Here is a 24,044-nt window from a genome sequence, read left to right as displayed (position 1 = left end):
GGCCTGTCGCAGCCACATGCAGCATCTCCGCTTGTTCGCAGACACAGCGCTCATGTCTAACGGATTCTTTGACGCCCAGACCGCTGCCGCGACACCTGAGCCACAGCGGCCCTCGGGTGCGCCTGCGGCGACGGCTGCGCATTCCGAAACCCTTGATGCGCCGTTGCGTGCCGTGCGCGAGGCGACTCTGGAGCTGATGCGTGCCGGCGTGGTCGAGGCCGCGCGCAAGCCCTCGGCGTATCGCGCGCTAAATCTGGCGGTGCCTGCTGTCACGGCGATCCTGCTGCCGCTGGGCCTGCGCATGCGCATCGATGAGCTGCGCGGTCTGGCCTGGCTGGCGGTGGATGCAGCGGTCATCGGTGCAGCGGATGGCGCTGAGGACGAGGACGCCTGGTCGCATCCGCTGGTGCGCCGGCAGCGCTTGAATCTGGAGCAGAGCCTGCTGGTGGCGATCCTGCGCCAGCAGTTTGTGGCGCATGAAATGGAGGCCGGGGTGGGCGCGGCCGAAGCGCAGGTCGCACTGGATGATCTGCTGCCGCACCTGCAGGCGTACCTGGGCGAACTCGGCAGCGACGCACAGGAGAAGAAGCGCCTGCTCGGGCTGCTGGAGCAGCTCAAGGTTCATGCCTTGGTGTCCGAGGTCGATGAGCACGAGCGCGTCAGCATCCGGCCCTTGATCGCGCATCTGGCCAACCCAGAGAACCTGCACAACCTGCTGCAGTCGCTGCGAGCGGCGGCAGGTGAGGGCACGCCTGAATCCGAGCCCGAACCTCAGGACGACGAGGCGTGAGCCGCAGCCTTACCCGCCAGCGCCGCGTCGAGGCCAGCTATGTTCTGGCTGAGCTTGAACTCTATGACTGGGGTGCCTTCGGCGGCCTGCATCGGGCCGAGATCGACCTCGCCGGCACCGCCATCATCGGCCCCACCGGCGCCGGCAAAACGACCTTGGTCGATGCGCTGATGACCCTGCTGGTGGCCAGCCCGCGCTACAACCTGGCATCGACCGGCGGCCACGAGAGTGATCGTGATCTGGTGTCCTACGTCCGCGGTGTTTCCGGTGCAGGCAACGACAGCGGCGACAACGCGCATGTGGCGCGCACCGGTGCCGTGCTGAGCGGGCTCTCGGCGCGTTTTGTCAATGGCGAGAACGAAGTCCGCATCGGTGCGCTGCTGTGGCTGGACGGCAGCAGTTCGGCGACCGCGGACCTGAAACGCCGCTGGGTGTTCTGCAACGGTGACGGGCCGTGCCTCGAACACTGGCTGTCGACCCTGCGCGACGGCGGCACGCGGGCGCTGAAGGCGCTGGAGGGCGAATCGCCGGGCCTGAAGTTCTACGAGTCGAAGCAGGTCTATCTGTCCCGACTGCGCGGCTTCTTCGAGGTGGGCGAGAACGCCTTCACCCTGCTCAATCGCGCGGCGGGCTTGAAACAGCTCAACAGCATCGATGAAGTGTTTCGCGAGCTGGTGCTCGACGACAGCGCCAAGTTCGAGCGTGCGCAGGAAGTCGCCGACGAGTTCAACACCCTGGATGGCATCCACGCCGAACTGCAGACCGCGCGTCGCCAGCGCGATGCGCTGCTGCCGATCGAGCGTGATTGGGGCCTGCGGCTGCAGGCGCAGGATCAGGCCGATGCACTGGCCGAGCTGCGTCAGCTGCTGCCGCGCTGGTACGCAGCGCAAGCGGCCGATCTTTACGCGAAACAGGCCGAGGCGCTCGGCCGGGAGCTTGGCGCGCGCCGGCACGAAGTCGCCCAAGTGCAGGCCGTGCTGCACGCCGCCGAGGCCGAGGCGCAGGGCCTGCAGTCGATCTATCTGCAGGCCGGTGGTCAGGCATTGGAGCACCTTCAGGCGCGTTGCCTCAGCCAGCAGGCGTTGCTGTCGGGCTGCCGGCAGCGCGCCCACGAGTATCAGCAGCTGGCTGCCGCGCGCGGCTGGAATGCCGAGCTGGTCGCTACGACCTTTGCCGACAACCGGGACCGGGCGCAGGCCCTGTCGGCTGAACTGGCAGACGCCGAGGCCGCGCACGAGCAGCAATTGTTCGAGTGCGACCGCAACCGGCACGGCCTTCAGACCGAGCTGCAGGAGCTGCAGCGCGATCTGGAAGCGGTGCGCGCGCAGCCGGACAGCAACCTGCCGCCGGCGTATCTACGCCTGCGCGCCGAGCTGGCCGAGGAGCTGGGTCTGCCGCTGGAGGCCTTGCTCTATCTGGCCGAGCTTGTGGAGGTGCAGGCCGAGCACGCGCTCTGGCGTGGTGCAATCGAACGCGCGATTGGCGGTCATCGGCTGCGGCTGCTGGTGCCGCCTGAGCAGACCGGTGCTGCGCTGCGCTGGATCAATACCCGCGACAACCGCCTGCACGTACGCCTGCTGGATGCACAGGCCAGCACTGAGCCAGCGCGCTTTCTGGCCGATGGCTACACCCGCCGTCTGAACTATCGCGCACATCCGCTGCGCGAAGCGGCCAAGCAGTTTCTGGCCGGCATCGACCTGCACTGCGTCGACAGCAGCGAGGCCCTGCGCGAGCGCGAGCACGCGCTGACCGTGCAGGGCATGGTCTCGGGCCGACGCGGCCTGTTCGACAAACAGGATCAGCGGCGCCTGGATCAGGACTGGATGACCGGCTTCGACAACCGCGACCGCCTCGGCCAGCTGACCCGCGCCATCGTCGAGGTCGAGGCCGGAGTGCGCGCGGCCGAGGCAGCGCTGGCGGCGGCCCGACGCACACTGCTTGATGCTCGCGCCGAGCGCAGCCTGATCGAAGCGATTGCCGCGCTCGAGTTCAGCGCGATCGATGTGCCGGCAGCGCAGCGCGAGGTCGACAGCCTGCAGGCCGAGATCGATCGGCTGCTGGCACCGGAGTCGGATGCCGCCACCGCGAAGGCGCGCTGGCAGGCCGCGCTGCAGAGCGCGCGGGCGCACGGCGAGCGGCTCAACCAATGCGAGCGTGGCGCGCTCGAGATCGAAGTCAGGATGGGCAGCGCGCAGGCGGCGGAGGCACGGGCGAGGGCGCGTGCCGGCGCTGCGCTGACGCCGTCCGAGTGTGAGCGCCTGCAGGCGACACAAGCGGGGCTGAGCGCGAACAGTCTGGACGCTTGGCAGGATCGCGAGCGCGAGGCGTCCGCTGAGCTTGAGCAACAGGCTTCGCGTCTCGTTCAACGCTTGCGCCATCTCGACAATCAACTGGTGCGCGCGATGACCGCTGCCCGGCATGTCGACACCGGCGCGCTGGCTGAAGTCGGCAGTGAACTGGTCGACGTGCCGGCCTACCTGCAGCGCCTGCGCCAGCTGATCGAAGAGGCCCTGCCGGAGAAACAGCAGCGCTTCCTCGGCTATCTCAACCAGTCGTCGGACCAGGGCGTCACCCAACTGCTCAGCGATGTCGAGAACGAAGTCGCGCGGATCGAGGAGCGCATCGAAGAACTGAACCTCACCCTGCAGCGGGTCGACTTCCAGCCCGGCCGCTTTCTGCGGCTGGAGCCGCGCCGGGTGGTGCATCAGAGCCTGAAGGATCTGGACCAGGCGCTGCGGGTGCTGCGATCCGCCGCTCTGCGCGACGACGAAGGCGAGAGCCACTACCGCGCCCTGCAGCATCTGGTTGGCCTGCTGCGCGACGCGGTCGACAAGCGCAAGACCTTGGGCGCGCGCGCCCTGCTCGACCCGCGTCATCGCCTGCAGTTCGCGGTGTCGGTGATCGAGCGTAGCTCCGGGCAAATGATCGAAACCCGAACCAGCTCGCAGGGTGGCAGCGGCGGTGAGAAGGAGATCATCGCCAGCTATGTGCTGACGGCCTCGCTCAGCTACGCGCTGTGCCCGGCCGGTGCCAGCCGCCCACTGTTTGCGACGATTGTTCTGGACGAGGCGTTTTCGAAGAGTTCACAGGCCGTCGCCGGGCGGATCATCGGGGCGTTGGCGGAGTTTGGCCTGCACCCGCTGTTCGTCACCCCGAACAAGGAGCTGCGCCTGCTGCGCGAGCACACCCGCTCGGCGATTCTGGTCCACCGCCGCGGCAGCCAGGCCAGCTTGAGTTCATTGAGCTGGCAGGCGCTGGAGGAATTCGCGCGCCGCCGCAGCGAGGCCTCGCTTGAAGTCGCCGACTGAGCTGGCGCTGCGGCTGGCGCGGCAGTGGCAGATGCCTGCCGTGCGCGAGTCGCGCCTGTTCGAGCCAGAACAGTGGCCGCTGCGGCTGCCGATCGGCGCACCCGCGCCGTCCCAACTGCTCGGCAACATTGATGCGATACGCGCGCATGTGCAGGCGTGGCGACAGGTTCAGGCTGGCACGATCGAATGGCAGCCGCGCGCCTTCCGTGCGGCGGGCGCGCCGATCGAGCTGCCGCGCTATTGGCGCCTGGACAGCCCCAGCGAATGGATCGCCGCCTGCGCCGACGCCACCGTGCAGTCCGAGTTCGCGCGTCTGGAGAGGCTGATGCCGCAGCTGGCGCTTGGCCAGCGTCGGCTGCTGGTGCGTCAGCTGCACCTGCTGCGCGAGCGCAGCGACGCGGACGTGCTCGCTGCCGCGCGCTTTGCCGAGGCCGCGGAACCAGGCTGCGCACAGGGACTGCCGCTGCGCGCCATCGCGCTCGCGGGTGTCGACAGCAAGCTGCTGGAGCGCTGTCGCGCCCTGGTGCTCGCCCTGCTGGATGCGCGTTTTGACGGCGCCGCCAGCGCGCAGGGGCTGGAGAACTTTCTGGGCGCCTCCGGTTCGAGCGAACATTGGCTGCTGGTACTGCCACTGGCCCCCGGCCTGCTGCCTTTCGAGCGTCTGCGCCTGCGCACGTCCGAGCTGGCGGCACGCGGCCTGCCCGGCACGCATCTGCTGGTAGTCGAGAATGAACGCTGTGCGCACGCCCTGCCCGAACTGGCCGACACCGTCGCGGTACTCGGCGCCGGGCTCGATCTCGACTGGCTGGGCGCCGAGGTCTGGCGCGGCAAGCACGTCGCCTACTGGGGCGATCTCGACAGCTGGGGCCTGCGGATGCTGGCGCAGGCCCGGCGCCAGCAGCCCGGGCTTTGCGCCGTGCTGATGGAGCGCGAGCTGTTCGACAGCTTCGCCCTACAGCACGCAGTCGTCGAGCCGATACCTGCCGATCCTGAGCCTCCCGCTGCCTTGAGCGCGTCGGAGCAGGCGCTCTATCGACATCTGCTTGAGCAGGAGCGCGGGCGGCTTGAGCAGGAGTTCGTTCCGCCCGCGCGGGTTCAAGCCGCGTTGCGCGCGTGGCGTGAGGCGTCGCCCGCGCGCTGACCCGGGCATTCCGCCCTTCAGCTTCGGCGCGTTACCCTTGCCGCCCTGCAACCCCGGACTCGCCCGCCGTGCCCGCCGATTTCGCCGCCTCCTTCCGCCTGTCCGTCGCGCCGATGATGGACTGGACCGATCGTCATTGCCGGGTGTTTCACCGGGCGCTGGCGCCGCATGCGCGCCTGTACACCGAGATGGTGCATGCGCAGGCGGTGATCCACGGCGATCGCGAGCGGCTGTTGGGCTTCGATGGGGTGGAGCACCCGCTGGCCCTGCAGCTGGGCGGTAGCGATCCCGACCTGCTCGCGCAGGCCGCGCGGATCGGCGCCGACTGGGGCTATGGCGAGATCAACTTGAATGTCGGCTGCCCGTCCGATCGAGTGCAGGCAGGGCGCTTCGGGGCGTGCCTGATGCTGGAGCCGCAGCGGGTTGCCGAGTGTTTCGCGGCCATGCAGGCGGTTGTGACCGTGCCGGTGACGATCAAGTGCCGCATCGGGGTCGATCAGCAGGACGAGGCGACGAGTCTGTTCGGCTTCGTCGACACGCTGGCCGCCGCCGGCTGCCGCAGTTTCATCGTGCATGCGCGCAAGGCCTGGCTGCAGGGCCTGTCGCCGAAGGAAAATCGTGAGGTTCCGCCGCTGAACTATCCGCTGGTGCATGCCTTGAAGCAGGCGCGGCCCGAGCTGCAGCTGGCCATCAATGGCGGCATCGCCACGCTGGACGCAGTGCGCGAGCAACTGCTGCACATGGATGGAGTGATGATCGGCCGCGCCGCCTACCACGACCCATATCTGTTGCATCAGTTGGATCGAGCGCTGTATGCACCCGAGGCGGCTTTGCAGTCACGCGTCCAGCTGCTGCGCTCACTGCAGCCACATGTTGAAGCGCTGCGCGCGCGCGGGGTGATGCTCAAGCATTTCAGCCGGCACGTTCTGGGCCTGTTTCTCAGCCAGCCCGGCGGGCGTCATTTCCGGCATATTCTCAGCACCGAGGCGCATCGGCCTGAGGCGGGCTGGGAGCTGATCGAGCGTGCCTTGGCCGCGGTTGAGCTGCAGCAGGCGAGGGCGGCGTGAACGCGTTCGATTCGCAGGCCGCACGCGCCCTGCCAGCCAGCCGACCCGCCTGCGCACGCGCCGCCTTTCTGGTCTCGCCCGCGGGCGAGTCGCTGGCGGCGGAGTCAGCCAGCGATAACGTCTACATGGACTTGAGCCGGGTCTTCAGCAGCGACCGTGCCCGCGCCCAGCACCAGGGCCTGCAGCGTGCGCTCTCGACCGAGCTGCCGGTCATCAGTTTCGCCGGCGATCCGGCTGCGCCGGACGGCATGTTTCCGAACAATGTGTTCGGCACGCGCGCCGGCACCCTGATCATCGGGCAGATGCGTCATCGGGTGCGCCAACTGGAGGCCGAACGGTCCGACATCCGCGGCTTCTTTACCGATGTGCTGGGCTACGCCACGGTCGACCTGCGCGGCGGCGAAGTCGGCGAACTGACCGGCTCACTGGTGATCGACCGCGCACGCGGCATTGGCTATGCCGGCCTCGGCGAACGCTGCACGTCGGCCGCGGCGCAGGCGATGGCGCAGGCCTTCGACCTGCGCATGCTGCAGCAGGCGGCACTGGCCCCCGGCGAGTACCACACCAATGTGGTGATGGCGGTGCTGGCAGGCCGGGTAGCGGTGCTGTGTGCCGATGGCTGGGCCGATCCGAAGGTGGCGGATGCCATCGCAGCCGTCTATGCGCCGCAGGTACTGTGGCTCGAACCCGAGCAGAAGGCTGCGTTCGCAGCGAACTGCATCAGCCTGCGGGATGACTCGGTGTGGATGAGCGCAACCGCCGCTGACGTCCTGTCGCCGACCCAACGGACCCAGCTGCAGACCGGGGGACTGCGCATTCGCAGCGTGGAACTCGACGAGATCGAAAAAGCCGGCGGCAGCCTGCGCTGCTGCGTCGGCGAAATCTTCTGAACCTGGCGAGCCAGCAAGTGCCGGGGGGCGGCAGACTTCAGTACGGATTCACCCCGTGGCGGCAAGACTGCCCGCCAGTTCCCCAATCCTTCGCCTGTGGTTAAGATCCCGGATCTCATGACCCCCCTGAAACTTCCCGCGCTGTTGATCTTGCTGCTGCTGCCCCTTGGCGCGGTGGCCAACGGCCGTGACGATGCGCCTGTCGAGCCGCCGCTCGAATTGCGCGATTCGGTGCGTCGTGTGGAGCGCGAGACGGGCGGGCGCGTGCTGCGGGTCGAGCCGGTTCGCCGCGGCGGCCAGGACACCTACCGGATGAAGGTGCTCACCCCTGAGGGCCGGATTCGGGTGATGCAGGATGACCACGGCCGACTCGATAGCCGTCGTCCGTCTGGCCGCGTCGAGCCACCCGCGAGCCGAGAGGACCGCGGTCTGCACCACGACGATTGATACTCGACCAATGCGTGCCCGCGGGGTACGTCGAGGTCGCGCGGCACTCCGCAATCCCACCGTTCACCCGTGCCAATGGAGCCAAGCCAATGCGCATTCTGCTGGTTGAAGACGAAGCGCCACTGCGCGAGACCCTCGGCGCTCGCCTCAAGCGCGAGGGCTATGCCGTGGATCTCGCCAGCGATGGCGAAGAAGGCATCTACATGGGGCGCGAAGTCCCGTTCGACGTCGCCGTGATCGATCTCGGCCTGCCCAAGATGTCGGGCATGGATCTGGTCCGCGCGCTGCGTGCTGAAGGCAAGAAGTTTCCGATCCTGATCCTCACCGCGCGCTCAAGCTGGCAGGACAAAGTGGAAGGTCTGAAGGCCGGCGCCGACGACTATCTGGTCAAGCCCTTCCACGTGGAAGAGCTTCTGGCCCGGCTGAATGCCCTGCTGCGGCGTGCGGCGGGCTGGAGCAAGCCCTCGCTGGACTGCGGCCCGGTCAAGCTTGACCTTGCGGCACAGACGGTCACGGTCAGCGGCGCCTCGATCGACCTGACCAGCTATGAGTACAAAGTGCTTGAGTATTTGATGCTGCACGCAGGCGAGCTGGTGTCCAAAGCCGACCTGACCGAGCACATCTACCAGCAGGACTTCGACCGCGATTCCAACGTGCTGGAGGTTTTCATCGGCCGCCTGCGCAAGAAGCTCGACGCCGAGGGCGAACTGAAGCCGATCGAAACGGTGCGCGGGCGCGGCTATCGCTTCGCCATTCCGCGCGACGAGTAGTGCTTGAGCTTATGTTGTCGGCTGCCCCCGAGGGACAGTATCTGACCCTCGGGGGTGCTCATTGGATCGATCTAGCCCACCTCAGTGCGCCGTTCTACGAAATACTGCGGATACTCGGTGGGATAGCGTACGCAGCGTCTGCGTTACCTGCAGTACGGGTCATCCGCACACATTCCGCCCCACCTGTCCCAGTCGGAGCGAGACTCGGCGCTCAAACGTTCGCGGAACTCTCGAAAATCCCAATAGCCACCGGTGTTGTATCTGTTCTGAGCTCTGCCGGTGATGTCGCAGTCCCTACTGTCAGAGTTGCAACTGAGACGGTAGCACCAAGCTCCGTCAGTACATCTATCGCGGATATGTCCCCGGCCTTCAGCTGTTGCGAGCACAGGAGTGAGCATGGTGAAAGCGGCGAAAGCTAGAGATGCGAGACGAATGTACACAAACTTACCCCTGAGTATTGCGCGAAAGTGCGCCCCCGAAGTTTAGGGGGGTGCTGTTTGTTTTTTTAATAATTGCTGAACAAAAGCCATGCTGCGCAACGTTTGGGGGTTTGCATGTTCCGGAGGAAGATCTCACTCCAGCTAAGGCAGCTCCTCGGTACAGCGATCGGGATTCTTGCCTTTCTGGGCTTGACTGGTGTGGCGTTGGAGCAGGCCTTTCGTCAAGCGGCGGAGGTGAATCTGTCTGCCCGCCTGGAGACCTACGCCCACGCATACTTAAGTCGAATCGATTTGGCGAGAGACGGGGCATTGGTGATTCCCGAGGTTCCACCAGAGCCAAGGTTCGCTGTCGCTGGGTCAGGTCTGTACGCAGCGCTGATTTCAGAGGCATTCGAGTGGCAGTCCCCTTCTTCGGTCTCACGACGGCTTCCAGAGCCGCGAAGTCTGGCGATGGGTGCTCTTGAGTTCGAGGGTCCCTTTGCTTTTGATGGTGTGGATTACTATCGCTTCTCGCTTGGTGTCGTCTGGCAGAATGATGATGAAAGCGAGCTCGAGTTTACGATCTCAGTCTTGGAGAGTGCGTCCGCAGTAGAAACTCAGGTTGTTCGGTTCAGGCGTGCTTTGTGGTCTTATTTGGGCGCTGCCGCCCTGCTGCTGCTGCTGGTGCAGATCCTGATCTCGCGCTGGAGCCTGCAGCCGCTGCGCACGGTGGTCAAAAAGCTGGCTGAGGTCGAGCGTGGACAGGTCGATCGCCTGCGTGGTGACTATCCGCGCGAGCTGGCCCTGCTGACCAACAATATCAACGAGTTGATCGACAGCGAGCGCGAGCATCTGATGCGCTATCGCAATACCTTGGGTGACCTCGCGCACAGTCTGAAGACGCCGCTGGCGGTGCTGCGGGCACGGATCGACAACGACGGAGCTGCCGATGCAGACGAGCTGCGGATGGATGTGCGCGAACAGGTGGCGCGCATGGACGGCATCGTTGCCTATCAGCTGTCGCGCGCCGCCACCACCGGGCACCAGGTGTTCGCGGCGCCGATCGTGATCGTGCCGCATGCTGAGTCGCTGGTGCAGAGCTTGGAAAAGGTCTACGCCCGAAAGAATGTGCTGTGCGAATTCGATCTCGATCCGACCGCGCGCTTCTATGGTGAGCTCGGCGACCTGCTGGAGCTGTTGGGCAATCTGATGGAGAACGCGTTCAAGTGGGCGAACCATCGGGTTCTGCTGAGTACGCAGACGCTGACCGTGGCGCCGCAGCGTCGTGCGGGTTTGCTGATCTCGGTTGAGGATGATGGCCCGGGCATTCCGCCAGACAAGGTGGAGCACCTGCTGCAGCGCGGCGTGCGCGGCGACGAGCGCGTACAGGGCCATGGCATCGGTCTGTCGATCGTGCAGGACATCGTCCGCGCCTACCGCGGCGAGCTCTCGGTCGAGCGTTCGCACGAACTGGGCGGCGCGCGCTTCGTGCTGCGGTTCTCACCCGCGGCCTGATGTTCCGCAGCCTGCTCTACCCGTCGCCGGATTCATCCGTCGCCGGCAAACGCGCCCACGGCGACTCGCCGTAGAACGAAGTCAGTTGCGCGGCGACGGCAGGCATCGCCTGCTGCAGCAGGGCAGGGGCGGAGAAATGCACCTCGCTCACCACCGCGAAAAACTCCTCGGGAGATTCCGCGGCATAAGGGTCCATCAGCGTTTCCCGGCTCGCATCCAGTTCATCATTGAGCTGCGCGAATGCCGCCTGCAGATCGCGCACCCAGCTGCTGAGGCGCGCAGCCGGCAGGGGCGGTGTTCCATCCAGTACCCCATCGCGAAGGTCGAGCTTGTGCGCAACCTCGTGGGCGACGATGTTCATGCCCGATTCGGGATGGTCGAGGTCGAGCTGCAGGTCTTCCCAGGACAGGATCAAGGGCCCCTCACTCCAGGCTTCGCCGGCGAGGTCTTCGTCCCATTCGTGCAGCACGCCGGTGGGTTCGTCGATCTCCTGTCGGCGCACCCGGAAGCCGCTCGGATACATCACGACTTCGCGCCAGCCGCCCAGCCAGTGCCCGCCGAGATTCAATACGGGCAGGCAGCACAGGGTCGCGATCAGGGCGCGCTCGTCGTCATCAAGCTCAAGCCCTTGCACCGGCGTGATCGACTTGCGCTGCAGAAACCCGCCGGCAAGGCCGCGCAGCCGCAGCACCTGCGACGCGTCCAGCACCGAGCACACGGCTGCGCGCTCACAGACCGCATTCCAGCGCGTGGGACTCAGGGGATCCGGATTGCGGCGGCGTTGCCACCAAGCGGACAGCATGGGGCGGGACTACGCGAACAAAGCGGGGCCGTTGGGCGACAGGTGAAACACCACCAGGCCCGGCGGCGGCACCATCAAGCGGGCTGTCAGCGCACCATACCCGGCAGAAACGCGTTCCAGCGCGACGCTGCCCGGCTCGGCGCACTGGGCGCCACAGCCGCGGGAGGGGCGCTGCGAGCACTGGCTGGCACGCTCTCACCCGCTTCGATGCCGGCGGGAGATTCGGCGCGTTCGGCGGGAGGCGCCAGGAGCGTCACAGGTTGCGAGCCATCGGCATCGATCATCTCAGCTGCGGCAGCCTCGTTGGGGCGGTCGTTGCAGTCCACCGGCGGCGTGTCCATCGGCAGCACTTCAATCGCCAAGGCGGAAGCGAGTGGGGCGAGCGATAGCACGGCGGCCAACAGACACAGGCGAATGGAAGTCATCCCATTGCTCCTCGCAGAATTCCGGCGTGGGCGCTCGTATCCGATGGAACGAAGGGTCGCCGCAAGCGTTAAGACTCCGAGTGTACCTCCAGTTGCCGTGGAAATCGCGCGAGGCCGCAGATTCGAGTAGATGGACTGTGCGCTGGGTTCGATTCTGCCGCAGCGCAGCGTGACCTGTTCGGGGGCTCTGGCAGACTCGCCCGATGGTCGCCGTTCTCAACCCCCGCGCGCTCGCCGCGCCCGTCACCGCGGCGCAGCTGCGCCGCGCACTGATCGCCGGCATGCGCCGCGTTATCGAACGCCGCGAGTTACTCGACCGGATCAACGTGTTTCCGGTCGCCGATGGCGACACCGGCAGCAATCTCGCCTTCACCTTGAACAGCGTTTTGTGTGGAGCGCTGAGCAAGCGCTGCGCCTCGGTCGGGCAATTGCTTCGCGGGGTGGCCGAGGACGCCGTCGATGGCGCGCGCGGCAACTCAGGGGCCATTTTCGCGCAGTTTCTGTCCGGACTCAGCCAGCGCGTCGCCGACGCTCGCGTGCTGCCGCCAGCTGAGCTCGCCGAGGCCGCCGATGCCGGCGCCAGCGCGGCGCGCAGCGCGCTCAGCGAACCACGCGAGGGCACCATCATCAGCGTGATCCGCGCATTCGCCGATGCGATGCTTCGCAGTACCCGCGGGGGTGGCCACGACGTGCGCGAGAGTTTCGAGTCCGCGCTTGATCAGGCCCGGCGAGCGCTGGCGGACACCCCGCGCCAGCTGGCTGTGCTGCGGCAGGCTGGCGTCGTTGACGCCGGCGCACAGGGATTCGTCGATCTGCTGGAGGGAATCCACGACTACCTGTGCACTGGGCGACTGCGGGTGCAGCGGCGGGCCGAGCATCTTGATGACGTCCCCTTCGTCGGCGCCGACATCCACGATGAGGTCAGCCCCGAGCACCGCTGGTGCACCGAGTGTCTGCTGAGCGGCGACAGCATCGACCACGCAGAGCTGCGTTCGCGGTTGGCTGCGCTGGGCGCGGATTCGGTGGTGATCGCAGGCACCGCCAGCAGACTGCGTATTCACGCTCATGTCGCTGAGCCCGCGCAGATGTTCGAGCTGGCCGGCGATTTCGGTGTGGTTTCGGCGCACAAAGCCGAGGACATGCTGGTGCAGCAGTATGAGGCCGGCCTGCAGCAGGCGGTGGCGGTGGTTACCGATTCGGGGGCCGATCTGCCTGCGGCCTTGGCGTCCGCGCTGGGCCTGTCGAGCGTGCCGGTGCGGGTGTCGTTCGGCGACCAGGAGTTCCTGGACAAGGTCTCGATTTCGGCCGCTGAATTTCATCGGCGATTGAAGTCGAGTACGGTGGCGCCCAAGACCTCGCAGCCGCCACTCGGAGATTTCCGCCGCCAGTTTGAAACGCGGTTGTCGCACCACCGCGAGGTGGTCTATGTCGGCATTTCGCGCGCGCTGTCGGGCACCTTGCAGGCAGGTGAAACCGCTGCTGCACGGGTGTCTGCCGAGCGTATCAGCGTCGCTGACAGCGGCCATGCCTCCTGCGGCCAGGCGCTGCTGGCGCTGGCTGCCGCGCAAGCGGCGCGCGATGGCGCTTCCGCAGCCGAGGTGGTGGCGACGGTTGCCGCGCTGCGGCCGCGCGTACAGACCTGGGCGATGACCCGCGACGTCAGCTTCGCGGTGCGCGGCGGACGCATTCCCGCCTGGGCCGGGCGGCTGGTTGCAGGCCTCGGCCTGACGCCGGTTGCTCGAGCCAAGCCCAACGGACGGCTTGGCGTAGTCGGCGCGCTCAGCGGTGGCCCGAAGGCGGCGACCGAGCGCTTCGCTCGGCATCTGCTGAGGCGTCTGGACCGTAGGCATCGTTGGCGCGTGCTGGTCGGCCATGTTGACTGCCGCGAAGACGGCGAACGTCTGCTGAGCCTGCTCACCGCTGCGCTGCAGGTCGATTCGCTGGGCGTGGTGGAAGTCGGCCCCGCCATTGGTGCCCACGCCGGCACCGGCGCTCTGGTGGTCGGGCTAATGGATCTCGGCCCGCATTGAGCAGCGCGGCCGCTGCAAGCGACCAGCACGCTGCGTCATCATCGGGTCGCCGAGCGACTTACACTGCGGTCGCGTGCCTTCGAGCTCGCGACAGCATCGTTCGCGTCGATTCAGTGCCGCTGCACCACGATGACCGTGGCGCCGGGTGCACAGCTCGGTCGCGAACCAGCACGCTCAACCACCACAGATGTCTTCGACCATGAGCTCCACACTGATCGCACTCGCGCTTGCCTACCTGTTGGGTTCGGTCTCCGGCAGCCTGGTGCTCGGCCACTTCATCGGCGTCGATATCCGCGCGGCTGGCAGCGGCAATGCCGGTGGCACCAACGCGCTGCGCACCCGCGGCTGGCGCTTCGCGTTGGCGGTGGTCTTGATCGATATCGGCAAAGGCGCGCTGGCAGCGGGCTTGGCGTTCTGGCTGTGGGTGCCACTGGCGCCGTTGAGCGCGGAGCAGCTCGCGGGCGCCTGCACCCTCATGGCCGCCGTTGGCCACACGTGGCCGCTGTACTTCGGCTTTCGGGGCGGCAAGGGCGCCGGCACCCTGATTGGTGGACTCTGTGTCACCTGGCCGCTGTCGGTGCTGCCGGTGTTCCTGGTCTGGATCACCTCGCTGGTGCTGACCGGTTATGTCGGGTTGTCGACCGTGCTGGCGGCGGCCGTGCTGACGCCGCTGGCGTTCGCGTGGGCGCCGCTGCAGGTGCCGTTCGCGATCGCGGCCGCGCTGTTCATCGCATTCACTCATCGGAGCAATCTGGGTCGTCTGTACGCAGGCACCGAGCACCGCTTCGAGCGGGTGCGCATCTTCCGCCGTCGCCAGACGCCGGTCGCATGAGTGCGGCGGAACTCGGCGCGCGCGCGCGGCAGTACCTCGGCACGCTGGACCGCGCAGACGATCTGCAACTGGACTGGGTGGAAGCGGTGGATTCGACTAATGCCGCCCTGCTGGCCCGCGGCTGTCCACCGCCGGGCGGCTGGGCGCTGGTGGCGCAGCAGCAGAGCGCTGGCCGCGGCCGACAGGGCCGCAGCTGGCATAGCGCGGCGGGTGGCGGTCTGTGCCTTTCGCTGGCTTTGTCGCTGCCCGCTGGGCCCGCCAGCGCGATGGGGCTCAGTCTTGCCGCCGGGGTGGCGGTCGCCGAAACACTGCAGAGCTCGGGTGTCGCATCAGTGGCTCTGAAGTGGCCCAACGATATCTGGGTCGAGGAGTCCAAGCTCGGCGGCCTGCTGATCGAACTGAATGGCCGTGCCGCGGCCTGTTACGCGGTGATCGGTTTGGGTCTGAACATCGACCAGCCAGCGGGTTTCGATCCCGGCCAGCCGTGGACCGATCTGGCTCGGCTCGGCGTGCAGCCGGATCGCGCGGTGCTGGTCGCGCAGCTGCTGTCGGCCTTGTGCGAGCAAGCAAGTGTGCTGCGCCGTGAGGGCGTGTCGGCCGTGCTGCCGCGCTGGCGGCGCTTCGATCTGCTGCAAGGGCGCCGCATCAACGTGCGCTGCGGCAATGATGAGCTGGTCGGGCAGGCCTGCGGCATCGATGAGCGCGGTGGCCTGCGGGTGCTGCATGCCGATGGCGAACGGATCTATCTCGGTGGCGATGTCAGCCTGAGGCCCGCATAAGATCATGGCGATGAAACTGCTGCTCGATCTCGGCAACACGCGTCTGAAATGGGTGCTCGCGGATGACCGGCTCGGCATCGTCGATGCGCTTGGCCATGCCGGCCCGGATTTCCTGCCCGCGCTCGAACAGCGTCTGCGCGCGCTGCCGCCGGTGCAGTCGGTGCATCTGGTGGCGGTGACCGCAGAGGCGCTGACAACCGCGGTGATCGAGCTGGTGATGCGCACGGTGCAGAGTGCACATTGGCCGGTGCGGCGACATCGCAGCGCGGCGGCCGCCGCCGGTCTGCGCTGCGCCTATGCCGATCCGCAGCGGCTTGGGGCCGACCGCTGGCTGGCCCTGCGCGGCGCGCTGAAGGTGTCGTCACCGCCGCTGCTTGTCGTCAACGCGGGCACGGCGCTGACGCTGGACGCGGTGGCGGCCGATGGTCAGCACCTCGGTGGTCTGATTCTGGCCGGCATCGCCAGCATGCGGGATGGCTTGCTGCAGCGCGCCCCGCACCTGGACAGCGCCAGCACCCCGCCGGCGCGCGATCAGTTCTGGACGCAGGACACCCTGCCTGCCGTGGCGCAGGCGCCCTGGCAGGCCGCTGCCGGTCTGGTCGAGCGAGGAATGCGTCATCTGCGGACCGCAGCCGCAATTCAGCCCATGGTTCTGCTCGCGGGTGGTGATGCTGAAATTCTGGCCGGCCTGCTGGACTGTGAAGTGCGGGTCGAGCCGAATCTCGTGCTGCTCGGCCTCCTTGAAGCTGCCATCGAGTAGCGGCGCAGGGGCAGTACTCGACTCGCGCGAACGCGGCGTGCGTTCGGCTCTTTGGCGGGGCCTGCTATTCTGCGGCCCCTTCGATCAGTCGGATCCGTTCCGCCATGCTGCCGCGCATTCTCGTCATCCTGCTGCTGGCCATGAACATCGGCGTCGCCGTGTGGTGGTCGCTGCGGCCGGACTACGAGCCACGCCGGCATGCGGCGACCGAGCCCGCCGTGCCGAGCCTTGAACTGCTCAGCGAGCTGGATATCGTCGCTTCGGAGGCCGAGCTGGCCGAAGCACCGCAGCCGATCGCGCCGACCGTGGATGCCGTCTGTCAGCGGCTGGGCCCGTTTCTGACCCAGGCCGATCTGCGCCGCGCCGTCGGTGCGTTGACGCCCGCGGTGCAGCGCATCCAGTTTCGCGAAACCCGAGCGCTGGCGCGCAGGGGCTATTGGGTTTACATGCCGCCACAGGCCAACCGCGAAGCGGCCTTGGCCACTGCCCGCGAGCTGGCCTCACGAGGACTGCGGGATTACTACGTGGTGACCGCGGGCGATCGACAGAACACCATTTCGCTGGGCCTGTTCCGCGAGCTCGCCAATGCCCGGCAGCGCCAGTCCGACGTGCAGGGGATGGGCTTCTCCGCCGAGTTGGGCGAACGCACCGAGGACATCCCGCAGTATTGGGTCGACATCGCAGCGGACATCGATTTCGACTGGCGCGCGCGGCTGGGCGGCTACGCCGGTGTGAGTTCGCGTGGGATCGACTGCGAAGCAGGCTGATAGTCACTGCAGGCCCACGCGGATGCATCGCACCTTCGCGTTGTGATCGAGCTGGGGGGCTGACGCTTTGTTTTGCTGATCCGCTACACTGCGCGGCCATGCCATGCCGGCATAGCTCAGTTGGTAGAGCAACCGCCTTGTAAGCGGTAGGTCGTCCGTTCAATTCGGACTGCCGGCACCATTTTGCGGCAGCGCTGCCGCACCACCCGCCGAACTATCCGCAGCCAACCCGCGTGAGCATCGACGGTTTCGACTCCCTACTGGCACTGTATCGACTGGCGCTGAAGGACAAGCGCCAGCGCCTGCGTCGCCACATGGCGTCACTGCGCGAGCCCATGAATGCCGATGTGGCGGAGGCCGAGGTGGCTGAACTGCGCGGCATGCTGCACAAGATGGCGGGCTCAGCTGGCGCTTACGGTTTCCCCGAGGTCAGCGATCAGGCGCGTTTGCTTGAGCGCCAGTGGATCGCTTGGCTGAAGTCGCCGCCGGAATCGCGCCGGCCGCTGTCCGAACTTTGCGCCGACGTGTTGACGCCCACCCTGAAGCTGCTGGTCCTGATGGACAAAGCGATTGCAGCTGCCACCCGCGCTGCCGAGGATATGGAATGAATCCGTCTAGCCCGAGATTTCCCCCGGTCAGCCTGATCGGCGCGCCCACCGACATCGGTGCCGGCCACCGCGGCGCGTCTATGGGGCCGGAAGCGCTGCGAGTCGCCGGCCTCGGTGAGGCCTTGGCCGCGCGCGGGCTGTCGGTGCACGACCGCGGCAACCTGCGTGGACCCTTCAACCCTTGGCAGCCAGCGCACGATGGCTATCGCCATCTCGAACAGGTCGTCGAGTGGAACGTCGCGGTGATGCATGCGGTCGAGGCTGAGCTCAATGCAGGGCGCCTGCCGATCATGCTCGGCGGTGATCACTGTCTGGCGATCGGTTCGATCACCGCCGTCGCCAACTTCTGCCGTGCCAAGGGCAAGAAGCTGCGGATCGTCTGGCTCGACGCGCATGCCGACTTCAACACCTCCGAAATCACCCCCAGCGGCAATGTGCACGGCATGCCGGTGGCCTGCCTGTGCGGCTTCGGGCCGCGTCCGCTGACCCATCTGGGCGGCAGCATTCCGGCGATCACGCCGAGTCAGATCCGCCAGATCGGCATCCGCTCGGTCGACGAAGGCGAGCGCGCGCTGGTGCACGAGGCCGGGCTCGACATCTACGACATGCGCTACATCGACGAGCTCGGCATCAAGCGGGCGATGGAGCAGGCCTTGGCTGGCCTGGACGACGACACCCATCTGCACGTCAGCTTCGATGTCGACTTTCTCGACCCCTCGATCGCGCCGGGCGTCGGCACCACGGTCGAAGGCGGGCCGAACTACCGCGAAGCCCAGCTGGTGATGGAGATGATCGCCGACACCGGACGCATGGCATCGCTCGATATCGTCGAGTTGAATCCGGCCTTCGACCACTGCAACCGTACAGCCCGCCTCGCGGTGGATCTGGTCGAAAGCCTGTTTGGCAAGTCGACCCTGATGCGCGGCCCGCAGGAGTCAAACGCGCGCTGATCTCTCCGCTGCTGCGGCGTAGCTGCCTCCGTTCCCATGCGCTGCTAGGCTTGGCGACCCGGGGCAGGCGCTCATTGATTCTGCAGAGGATTGCTTTCGCGGCTTTCCCGACGTGTTGTGCGTCGTGTTCATCCTCGCGGCCGTGCCGTTACTGGCTGGCAGCAACACCATCCAGGGCGCCGGCAAAGACCTCAAGCGCGCTGGCGAGAAAATCGAAGGGGCTGCGCGCAACCAGGCGCGCCCGACACTGGTATAGAGGTTCCATGTCCCGCATCCGCGTTCTCACCGGTATCACCACCACCGGCACGCCGCATCTCGGCAACTATGTCGGCGCCATCCGTCCGGCAGTGGCCGCGAGCCTTGATCCCAACGTCGACGCATTCTTCTTCCTGGCTGACTACCACGCGCTGATCAAGTGCGACGAGCCGGCGCGGATCCAGCGCTCTCGGATGCAGATCGCGGCGACCTGGCTGGCCGCCGGGCTGGACCCCGATCGCGTGCATTTCTACCGGCAGTCGGATATTCCGGAGATCCCTGAGCTGACCTGGCTGCTGACCTGCGTCACCGCCAAGGGCATGATGAATCGCGCGCATGCCTACAAGGCGTCTACCGACGCCAATGAGGTGGCGGGCGAAGACCCGGATGCGGGCATCACCCTGGGCCTGTTCAGCTATCCGGTGCTGATGGCGGCCGACATCCTGATGTTCAACGCGCACAAGGTTCCGGTTGGGCGCGACCAGGTTCAACACATCGAGATGGCGCGCGATATCGGTGCGCGGTTCAATCACCTGTTCGGTGCCGGGCGGGCGTTCTTCACCTTGCCGGAGGCGGTGATCGAGCAGAGCGTGGCGACCTTGCCGGGCCTCGACGGCCGCAAGATGTCGAAGAGCTACGACAACACCATCCCGCTGTTCGACGGCGGCCATCGCGGGCTCAAAGATGCCGTTGCCCGCGTGGTCACCGATTCGCGCCTGCCCGGTGAGCCGAAAGACCCCGAGAGCAATGCGCTGGCGCTGATTCTCGATGCGTTCGCGAGCACCGATGAGGCCGCGTCCTTCCGTGCCGAGCTGCGCGCCGGTCTCGGCTGGGGCGAAGCCAAGCAGCGCCTGGTCGAGCGCCTTGAGCGTGACATCGCGCCGATGCGTGAGCGCTACGAGGCCTTCATGGCCGCGCCGCAGCAGCTGGAGGACGTCCTGCAGGCCGGTGCCGCGCGCGCGCGCCGGATCGCGGCCCCGCTGCTCGGCGAGCTGCGGGAGGCGGTGGGTCTGCGTCGCTTCGTGGCGGCGGCCGTGCCCGCAGATGCAACGGTGGCGAGCAGAGCCGCTCTGCCGATGTTCAAGCAATACCGCGAGAACGACGGGCAGTTCTATTTCAAGCTGGTCGACGCGGCCGGCGATCTGCTCCTGCAGAGCAAGGGCTTTGCTTCGCCGAAAGAGGCGGGGCAGGCGGTGGCGGCGCTGAAGCTTCTGCGCGGCGCGGAGCTTGCGTCCAAGTTGGTGACGCTGGCTCCAGATGCCGACCCGCAGCACGTGGCTGACGCGCTTTGTGAGCTGAGTGCGGCAGCGGAACGCCCGAGCGGCGGAACGGGCTGACCTTCCGTGTAACGCTTTGACACAAAGCGTCAGTTGCGGCTTCAGGCAGGTTTTCAGGGTTGCGGAGTACGGCCACTTTTCATTTGCTTTCCTCGGGCAAAGTGAATAACCGTTACGCCGATCCGTTCTACCCGGGGGATACCTGCATGTCATCCATACGCCTTGCCTGCCTGATGTGCGCGTTGCTCGCACTGTCGGCGCTGCTGAGCGCCGCGCCTGCCCGCGCTGGCGACGATCCGATTTTCTCGGACTCGTTCGAACTGCCATTCAACTTTCCCGCGAACGACGGGGAAGCGGTCCGATTCCTGAACCAGACCACTTTCGGCGCCGTGCCAGCGGACATCAGCACGGTACGCAGCCAGGGCGTCAGCGGCTGGCTGAACGCCCAGCTGGCTCTACCGACGACCACTGTTTCGCGCCCGTGGATGGAGGCCTACGCGGCTTCCTTGACCCTCAACAACGCGATCAGCCAGGACGTGCGTGTGCACCGTTGGTTCAGCGTGGCGGTGACCGCGCCGGATCAGGTCCGCCAGCGGGTGGCGTGGGCCTTGTCGCAGATCGTAGTGGCCTCCGACCGCGACGACTTCCTCTCCAACGAGCCGATCCAGATGGCGGAGTGGAACGACATCATCGTTCGCAATGCGCTGGGCAACTATCGGCAGCTGCTGCAGGACGTGAGCTACAGCCCGATGATGGGGCGCTACCTCACCACCTTGCGCAACCGCAAGTTCGAACTGAATCGACCGGGCGCGAATGGGTGCCCGGCTGGCACCAACTACTGCGCTGGCAACAATGGCGTGCAGCCGGACGAGAACTATGCACGCGAGGTGATGCAGCTGTTCTCGATCGGCCTGGTGGTGCGCGGTGAAGATTTCTACACCACCTATCCGGATGCGCAGAACCCCGGCACCTTGCGTTCCACCTACACCGAAACCGACATCAGCGAGCTTGCTCGTGTGTTCACCGGTCTGGCGCACCAGTGCACCCAGGGCGACTCCAGCGTCGGTGGCGTCACGCTCAGCCGCAATTGCGGCGCCAACAACACCAGCTGTACTGGCATCGGCTGCCGGTTCAGCAATACGGCCGGTCTGTTCGGCGCCAGCCCGCCGCGTGATCCGTTGAACCGCGGTCTGGTCCATCCGGACTGGTACAAGCCGATGGTCTGCTACCCGCGCTACAACGACAACGGCCGCGACACCTCGGCCGGCGTGCTGGAAACCGACAGCGGCAGCTTCGGGCTTCCGCCCGGAACGCCCGCCCCGGACAAGGTGCTGACCCTGGGCACAGCGGCTGGCGTTGACTCCACTCTGACCATTCCACCGAGCTTCCTCGACGGTTCGCCGCTGAACTGCCATGCCACCGGGAGCACCCTGAATGCTGCCCAGCAGCAGGCTTGCGTCGACTACTGCGAAGGCGGTGTCAACGCTGCGCTGGACCTGCTGTTCAATCACCCGAATACGCCGGTGATGGTTGCGCGCCAGCTGATCCAGCGCTTGGTCACGTCAAACCCCAGCCCGCAGTACGTCAGTCGGGTCGCCGCGGCATTCATCAACAACGGCTCCAACGTGCGTGGCGACATGAAGGCCGTGGTCCGCGCGATCTTCCTGGATGGCGAAGCGCGGCGCCCGAGCAGCGATCCGCTGCAGCCGCAGGACTTTGGCAAAGTGCGCGAGCCGATGCTGAAGCTGGTGGCGATCTGGCGCCACTTCGGCGCGGTGTCGGGCGATCCCGCCAACTTCCCCAATACCAACCCGCAGGGGGGCGCGGCCAATCCTTTGGCCGGCCAGCCCAGCCTGCGTCGCTGGGGGCCGACCAATCCGCAGAACGAGTATCAGATGCGTCCGTACGGCGCGCCCTCGGTGTTCAACTTCTTCGAGCCCGACTATCGCCAGCCGGGTCTGGTCAGCGAACGTGGGCTGTTCTCGCCCGAACTGCAGATCATCCACGAAGTGACCTCAGTGGCTGCCGCCAATGATCTCTACGCCCGGATCTGCTCCGGCTACGGCGGCACCAACTCCAATTGTCAGGAAGGCAGACTGACCGGCGGCCCGACCAACCCCGCGCCGCCCGATGCCAACAACAACCCGCCGCTTGATCGCGCCTACTTCCCGATCGCGCAGGTCAACCTGATCCCAGCACGGGTGGCAGTCAACTCCACCCAGGCTGATCCGACCGTAGCCGAAGACCTCGCCCTGATCGAGTTCTTCAACACCCGCATGATGGGTGGCTCGATGAGCGGCAGCGTGCCTCCGAATGCGGTCTGCCCGAGCACCGGCACCGGCATGAAGGGCCTGCTGATGAACGCCATCCGCTGCACCGGTGGCCTCAACCAGACCTTGAACGGTGCCGAGAACGGGACTACGGGTGGCGACCGAGTCCAACGCCAGCGCCGCAAAGCCCTGTTGCTGATGCACCTGATCGCCATCTCGCCCGAATACAGCACCCAGCGCTGAGGAGTCACGCCATGTCCCGCATCCACTTCGACAAGCGCCGCGACTTCCTCAAGGGCGCCGCCTGCATGGCCGCCTCGGGCGCGGCTTCAACCTTCGTGCCCCAGCTTTCCATGATGGGCACGGCTCTGGCCGGCACTGCGCCGACCGGTTACAAGGCCCTGGTCTGCATTTATCTGTCCGGCGGCAATGACTCCTGGAACCTGCTTATTCCGGGCGACAACAGCACCAACATCCCGGTGGCCGGCCGTTCGCCGCTGAGCGGTTACAGCCCCACACCCTTCGGCTGGTACGTCACCTCACGCGGTGGCCTGTTTCAGGGCACCGCGGACCGTCTTGGCATCGATAGACCGGGTGCCATCGATCAGGGCAACACCTTCATGCCGCCGGCGCTCGGCATCCTTGGCAACCAGTACGGCCTGAACCCGGCCGTGCCGGAGCTGCAGACCCTGTTCAACCAGGGCAAGCTGACCTTCGTCGCCAACGTTGGCCCCTTGGTGGAGCCGCTGCGCCGGCAGGGTTTCAACTCCCTGCGACGCCCACCACAGCTGTACTCGCACAACGATCAGACCAGCCTGTGGATGATTGGCGGCGGCAACAATTCCAGCGATCCCAGCGGTTGGGGCGGCCGGATGGCCGGCGAGCTGCTGAACCTCCCGCCAGCAAACGGTCTGGCGCCCTGCATCTCGATTTCCGGACAGACCCGCTTCCTGGTTGGCGAGTACCCGAACGGGCAGAACCTGTTCCCGTACCGGATGTCGACCAGTGCAACCTCGCCCTCGGTGACCCTGAACAACTATTCGGGTGCCACCAATGCGGGCGACAAGCGCCGCGAGGTGCTGCAGGGGCTGCTGAATGAAACCTACCCGCAGGCGTTCACCGGCGCTTACAAGGACGTGCTCAGTCGCTCGCTGAGCTTGGCCAGCACGGTCAACCAGGCGATCACCGGACTGACAACCGGCACCACATACGCCGCATTCAACACGGCGGTTGCGGCCATCCCCAACTCCGGGCTTGGCCAGCAGCTGCGCCAGGTGGCGCGGATGATCGCGGTCAGCCGCCTGTCGGGCGGCGCCATCGCCGCCAACCGGCAGGTGTTCTATGTCAGCACCGGCGGTTACGACACCCACGGTGGTCAGATCCCCAACGCGCGGCCCGCCAACGGCGTGTGGAACGGCCATCAGGGCCTGTTGCAGCAGGTTTCTCAGGCGATGCTTCGTTTCAACGAAGCGCTGGAGATTCTGAACAACGTCGCGGGCTACAGCGGAGTGAAGAACGAAGTGGTGACCTTCACCATGAGCGAGTTCTCGCGCACCATCAACTCCAACGGCAATGGCACCGACCACGCCTGGGGCGCGGTGCAGATGGTGATGGCGGCGCCGTCCTCCCAGGGCGGTCCGCTGTTGGGCAACCAGATCTACGGTCGCTACCCGCTGCAGCTGTTGAACCGCAGCTTCACCGGCGCGCCGGACGCGCTCGGTGAGTGCTTCAACCGTGGTGAGTTCCTGCCGACCACGTCGGTCGATCAGATGTCGGCGACTCTGGCGCGCTGGATGGGCGTGAGTCCTGCCGACCTGCCGCTGCTGTTCCCCAACATCAGCAGCTTCACCAATGGTGCGCATCCGAACGCGTCGGTGATGGCTTACAACACTCAGACGGTGCCCTTCCTGGTGGTCTGATCGTTGCGACGCTGAACATGAGA

General features: G+C 66.5%; 20 protein-coding genes, 1 tRNA gene and 1 pseudogene. 20 read left to right on the top strand and 2 right to left on the bottom strand.

Annotated features, from left to right (window positions below; genetic code table 11):
- Window positions 1–52 precede the first annotated feature (52 nt).
- From ACIQ7H_RS02620 to ACIQ7H_RS02585, 8 genes are all read left to right on the top strand, one after another.
- The gene (locus tag ACIQ7H_RS02620) at window positions 53–790 is read left to right on the top strand and encodes a DUF4194 domain-containing protein (protein ID WP_395788085.1); all 738 of its coding nucleotides are present in this window, start codon (window positions 53–55) and stop codon (window positions 788–790) included.
- Window positions 787–4,098, top strand: a complete 3,312-nt coding sequence (locus tag ACIQ7H_RS02615) for an ATP-binding protein (RefSeq protein WP_395788083.1) — start codon at window positions 787–789, stop codon at window positions 4,096–4,098. Before ACIQ7H_RS02620 ends, ACIQ7H_RS02615 begins: the two co-directional genes overlap by 4 nt.
- Window positions 4,082–5,239 (top strand): Wadjet anti-phage system protein JetD domain-containing protein, encoded by a 1,158-nt coding sequence (locus ACIQ7H_RS02610; RefSeq protein WP_395788081.1) that lies wholly within the window; start codon window positions 4,082–4,084, stop codon window positions 5,237–5,239. Before ACIQ7H_RS02615 ends, ACIQ7H_RS02610 begins: the two co-directional genes overlap by 17 nt.
- Before the next feature lie 68 nt (window positions 5,240–5,307).
- Window positions 5,308–6,306, top strand: coding sequence for a tRNA dihydrouridine(20/20a) synthase DusA (gene dusA / locus ACIQ7H_RS02605; RefSeq protein ID WP_395788079.1), 999 nt, complete (start codon window positions 5,308–5,310; stop codon window positions 6,304–6,306).
- A complete protein-coding gene (locus tag ACIQ7H_RS02600) occupies window positions 6,303–7,196 on the top strand; it encodes an arginine deiminase-related protein (RefSeq protein ID WP_395788077.1) in 894 nt (297 codons plus the stop codon). The genes dusA and ACIQ7H_RS02600 overlap by 4 nt, the downstream gene beginning before the upstream one ends.
- Before the next feature lie 117 nt (window positions 7,197–7,313).
- Entirely contained in the window at window positions 7,314–7,643 is a 330-nt protein-coding gene (locus ACIQ7H_RS02595) for a hypothetical protein (protein WP_395788075.1), read from the top strand.
- An 89-nt stretch (window positions 7,644–7,732) separates the two neighbouring features.
- Window positions 7,733–8,413 carry a response regulator transcription factor gene (locus ACIQ7H_RS02590; protein WP_395788073.1) on the top strand — a complete coding sequence of 227 codons (681 nt, stop codon included), beginning with the start codon at window positions 7,733–7,735 and terminating at the stop codon, window positions 8,411–8,413.
- A 512-nt stretch (window positions 8,414–8,925) separates the two neighbouring features.
- Window positions 8,926–10,347, top strand: coding sequence for an ATP-binding protein (locus ACIQ7H_RS02585; protein WP_395788071.1), 1,422 nt, complete (start codon window positions 8,926–8,928; stop codon window positions 10,345–10,347).
- A gap of 16 nt (window positions 10,348–10,363) precedes the next feature.
- Here the strand turns inward: ACIQ7H_RS02585 and ACIQ7H_RS02580 are convergent, their stop codons facing one another.
- Both ACIQ7H_RS02580 and ACIQ7H_RS02575 read right to left on the bottom strand, forming a co-directional pair.
- Window positions 10,364–11,149, bottom strand: coding sequence for a zinc-dependent peptidase (locus ACIQ7H_RS02580; protein ID WP_395788069.1), 786 nt, complete (start codon window positions 11,147–11,149; stop codon window positions 10,364–10,366).
- Window positions 11,150–11,235: 86 nt separating this feature from the next.
- Window positions 11,236–11,574 carry a hypothetical protein gene (locus tag ACIQ7H_RS02575; RefSeq protein WP_395788067.1) on the bottom strand — a complete coding sequence of 113 codons (339 nt, stop codon included), beginning with the start codon at window positions 11,572–11,574 and terminating at the stop codon, window positions 11,236–11,238.
- 203 nt (window positions 11,575–11,777) lie between these two features.
- On the opposite strand from ACIQ7H_RS02575, the gene ACIQ7H_RS02570 reads away from it, so the two are divergent.
- The 12 genes and pseudogenes from ACIQ7H_RS02570 to ACIQ7H_RS02515 all read left to right on the top strand — a co-directional run bounded on the left by ACIQ7H_RS02570 (window position 11,778) and on the right by ACIQ7H_RS02515 (window position 24,021).
- Window positions 11,778–13,604: a DegV family protein gene (locus ACIQ7H_RS02570; RefSeq protein WP_395788065.1), complete on the top strand. Its 1,827-nt coding sequence runs from the start codon at window positions 11,778–11,780 to the stop codon at window positions 13,602–13,604.
- Between the two features lie 199 nt (window positions 13,605–13,803).
- A complete protein-coding gene (locus ACIQ7H_RS02565) occupies window positions 13,804–14,436 on the top strand; it encodes a glycerol-3-phosphate acyltransferase (protein ID WP_395788063.1) in 633 nt (210 codons plus the stop codon).
- Window positions 14,433–15,215: a biotin--[acetyl-CoA-carboxylase] ligase gene (locus ACIQ7H_RS02560; RefSeq protein WP_395788061.1), complete on the top strand. Its 783-nt coding sequence runs from the start codon at window positions 14,433–14,435 to the stop codon at window positions 15,213–15,215. Before ACIQ7H_RS02565 ends, ACIQ7H_RS02560 begins: the two co-directional genes overlap by 4 nt.
- 4 nt (window positions 15,216–15,219) lie before the next feature.
- Window positions 15,220–15,975: a type III pantothenate kinase gene (locus ACIQ7H_RS02555; protein WP_395788059.1), complete on the top strand. Its 756-nt coding sequence runs from the start codon at window positions 15,220–15,222 to the stop codon at window positions 15,973–15,975.
- 104 nt (window positions 15,976–16,079) lie between these two features.
- Entirely contained in the window at window positions 16,080–16,742 is a 663-nt protein-coding gene (locus ACIQ7H_RS02550; protein WP_395788057.1) for an SPOR domain-containing protein, read from the top strand.
- 105 nt (window positions 16,743–16,847) lie between these two features.
- A tRNA-Thr gene (locus ACIQ7H_RS02545) sits at window positions 16,848–16,923 on the top strand.
- A gap of 52 nt (window positions 16,924–16,975) precedes the next feature.
- Window positions 16,976–17,350 carry an Hpt domain-containing protein gene (locus ACIQ7H_RS02540; RefSeq protein ID WP_395788055.1) on the top strand — a complete coding sequence of 125 codons (375 nt, stop codon included), beginning with the start codon at window positions 16,976–16,978 and terminating at the stop codon, window positions 17,348–17,350.
- A complete protein-coding gene (gene rocF, locus ACIQ7H_RS02535) occupies window positions 17,347–18,300 on the top strand; it encodes an arginase (RefSeq protein ID WP_395788053.1) in 954 nt (317 codons plus the stop codon). The genes ACIQ7H_RS02540 and rocF overlap by 4 nt, the downstream gene beginning before the upstream one ends.
- Window positions 18,301–18,442: 142 nt before the next feature.
- A pseudogene (locus ACIQ7H_RS02530) lies at window positions 18,443–18,556 on the top strand (entericidin A/B family lipoprotein); the annotation flags it as partial.
- Between the two features lie 7 nt (window positions 18,557–18,563).
- A complete protein-coding gene (locus tag ACIQ7H_RS02525; protein ID WP_395788051.1) occupies window positions 18,564–19,892 on the top strand; it encodes a tryptophan--tRNA ligase in 1,329 nt (442 codons plus the stop codon).
- 146 nt (window positions 19,893–20,038) lie between these two features.
- Window positions 20,039–22,345 carry a DUF1800 family protein gene (locus ACIQ7H_RS02520; protein ID WP_395788049.1) on the top strand — a complete coding sequence of 769 codons (2,307 nt, stop codon included), beginning with the start codon at window positions 20,039–20,041 and terminating at the stop codon, window positions 22,343–22,345.
- A gap of 11 nt (window positions 22,346–22,356) precedes the next feature.
- Window positions 22,357–24,021 carry a DUF1501 domain-containing protein gene (locus ACIQ7H_RS02515; RefSeq protein ID WP_395788047.1) on the top strand — a complete coding sequence of 555 codons (1,665 nt, stop codon included), beginning with the start codon at window positions 22,357–22,359 and terminating at the stop codon, window positions 24,019–24,021.
- The last annotated feature ends 23 nt before the right edge of the window (window positions 24,022–24,044 follow it).

The sequence above is a fragment of the Aquimonas sp. genome, from assembly GCF_044377145.1.
Lineage (GTDB): Bacteria > Pseudomonadota > Gammaproteobacteria > Xanthomonadales > Xanthomonadaceae > Aquimonas.
Note: the sequence above shows the minus strand (reverse complement) of the source record. Positions and strands in the feature narration are given on the sequence as shown.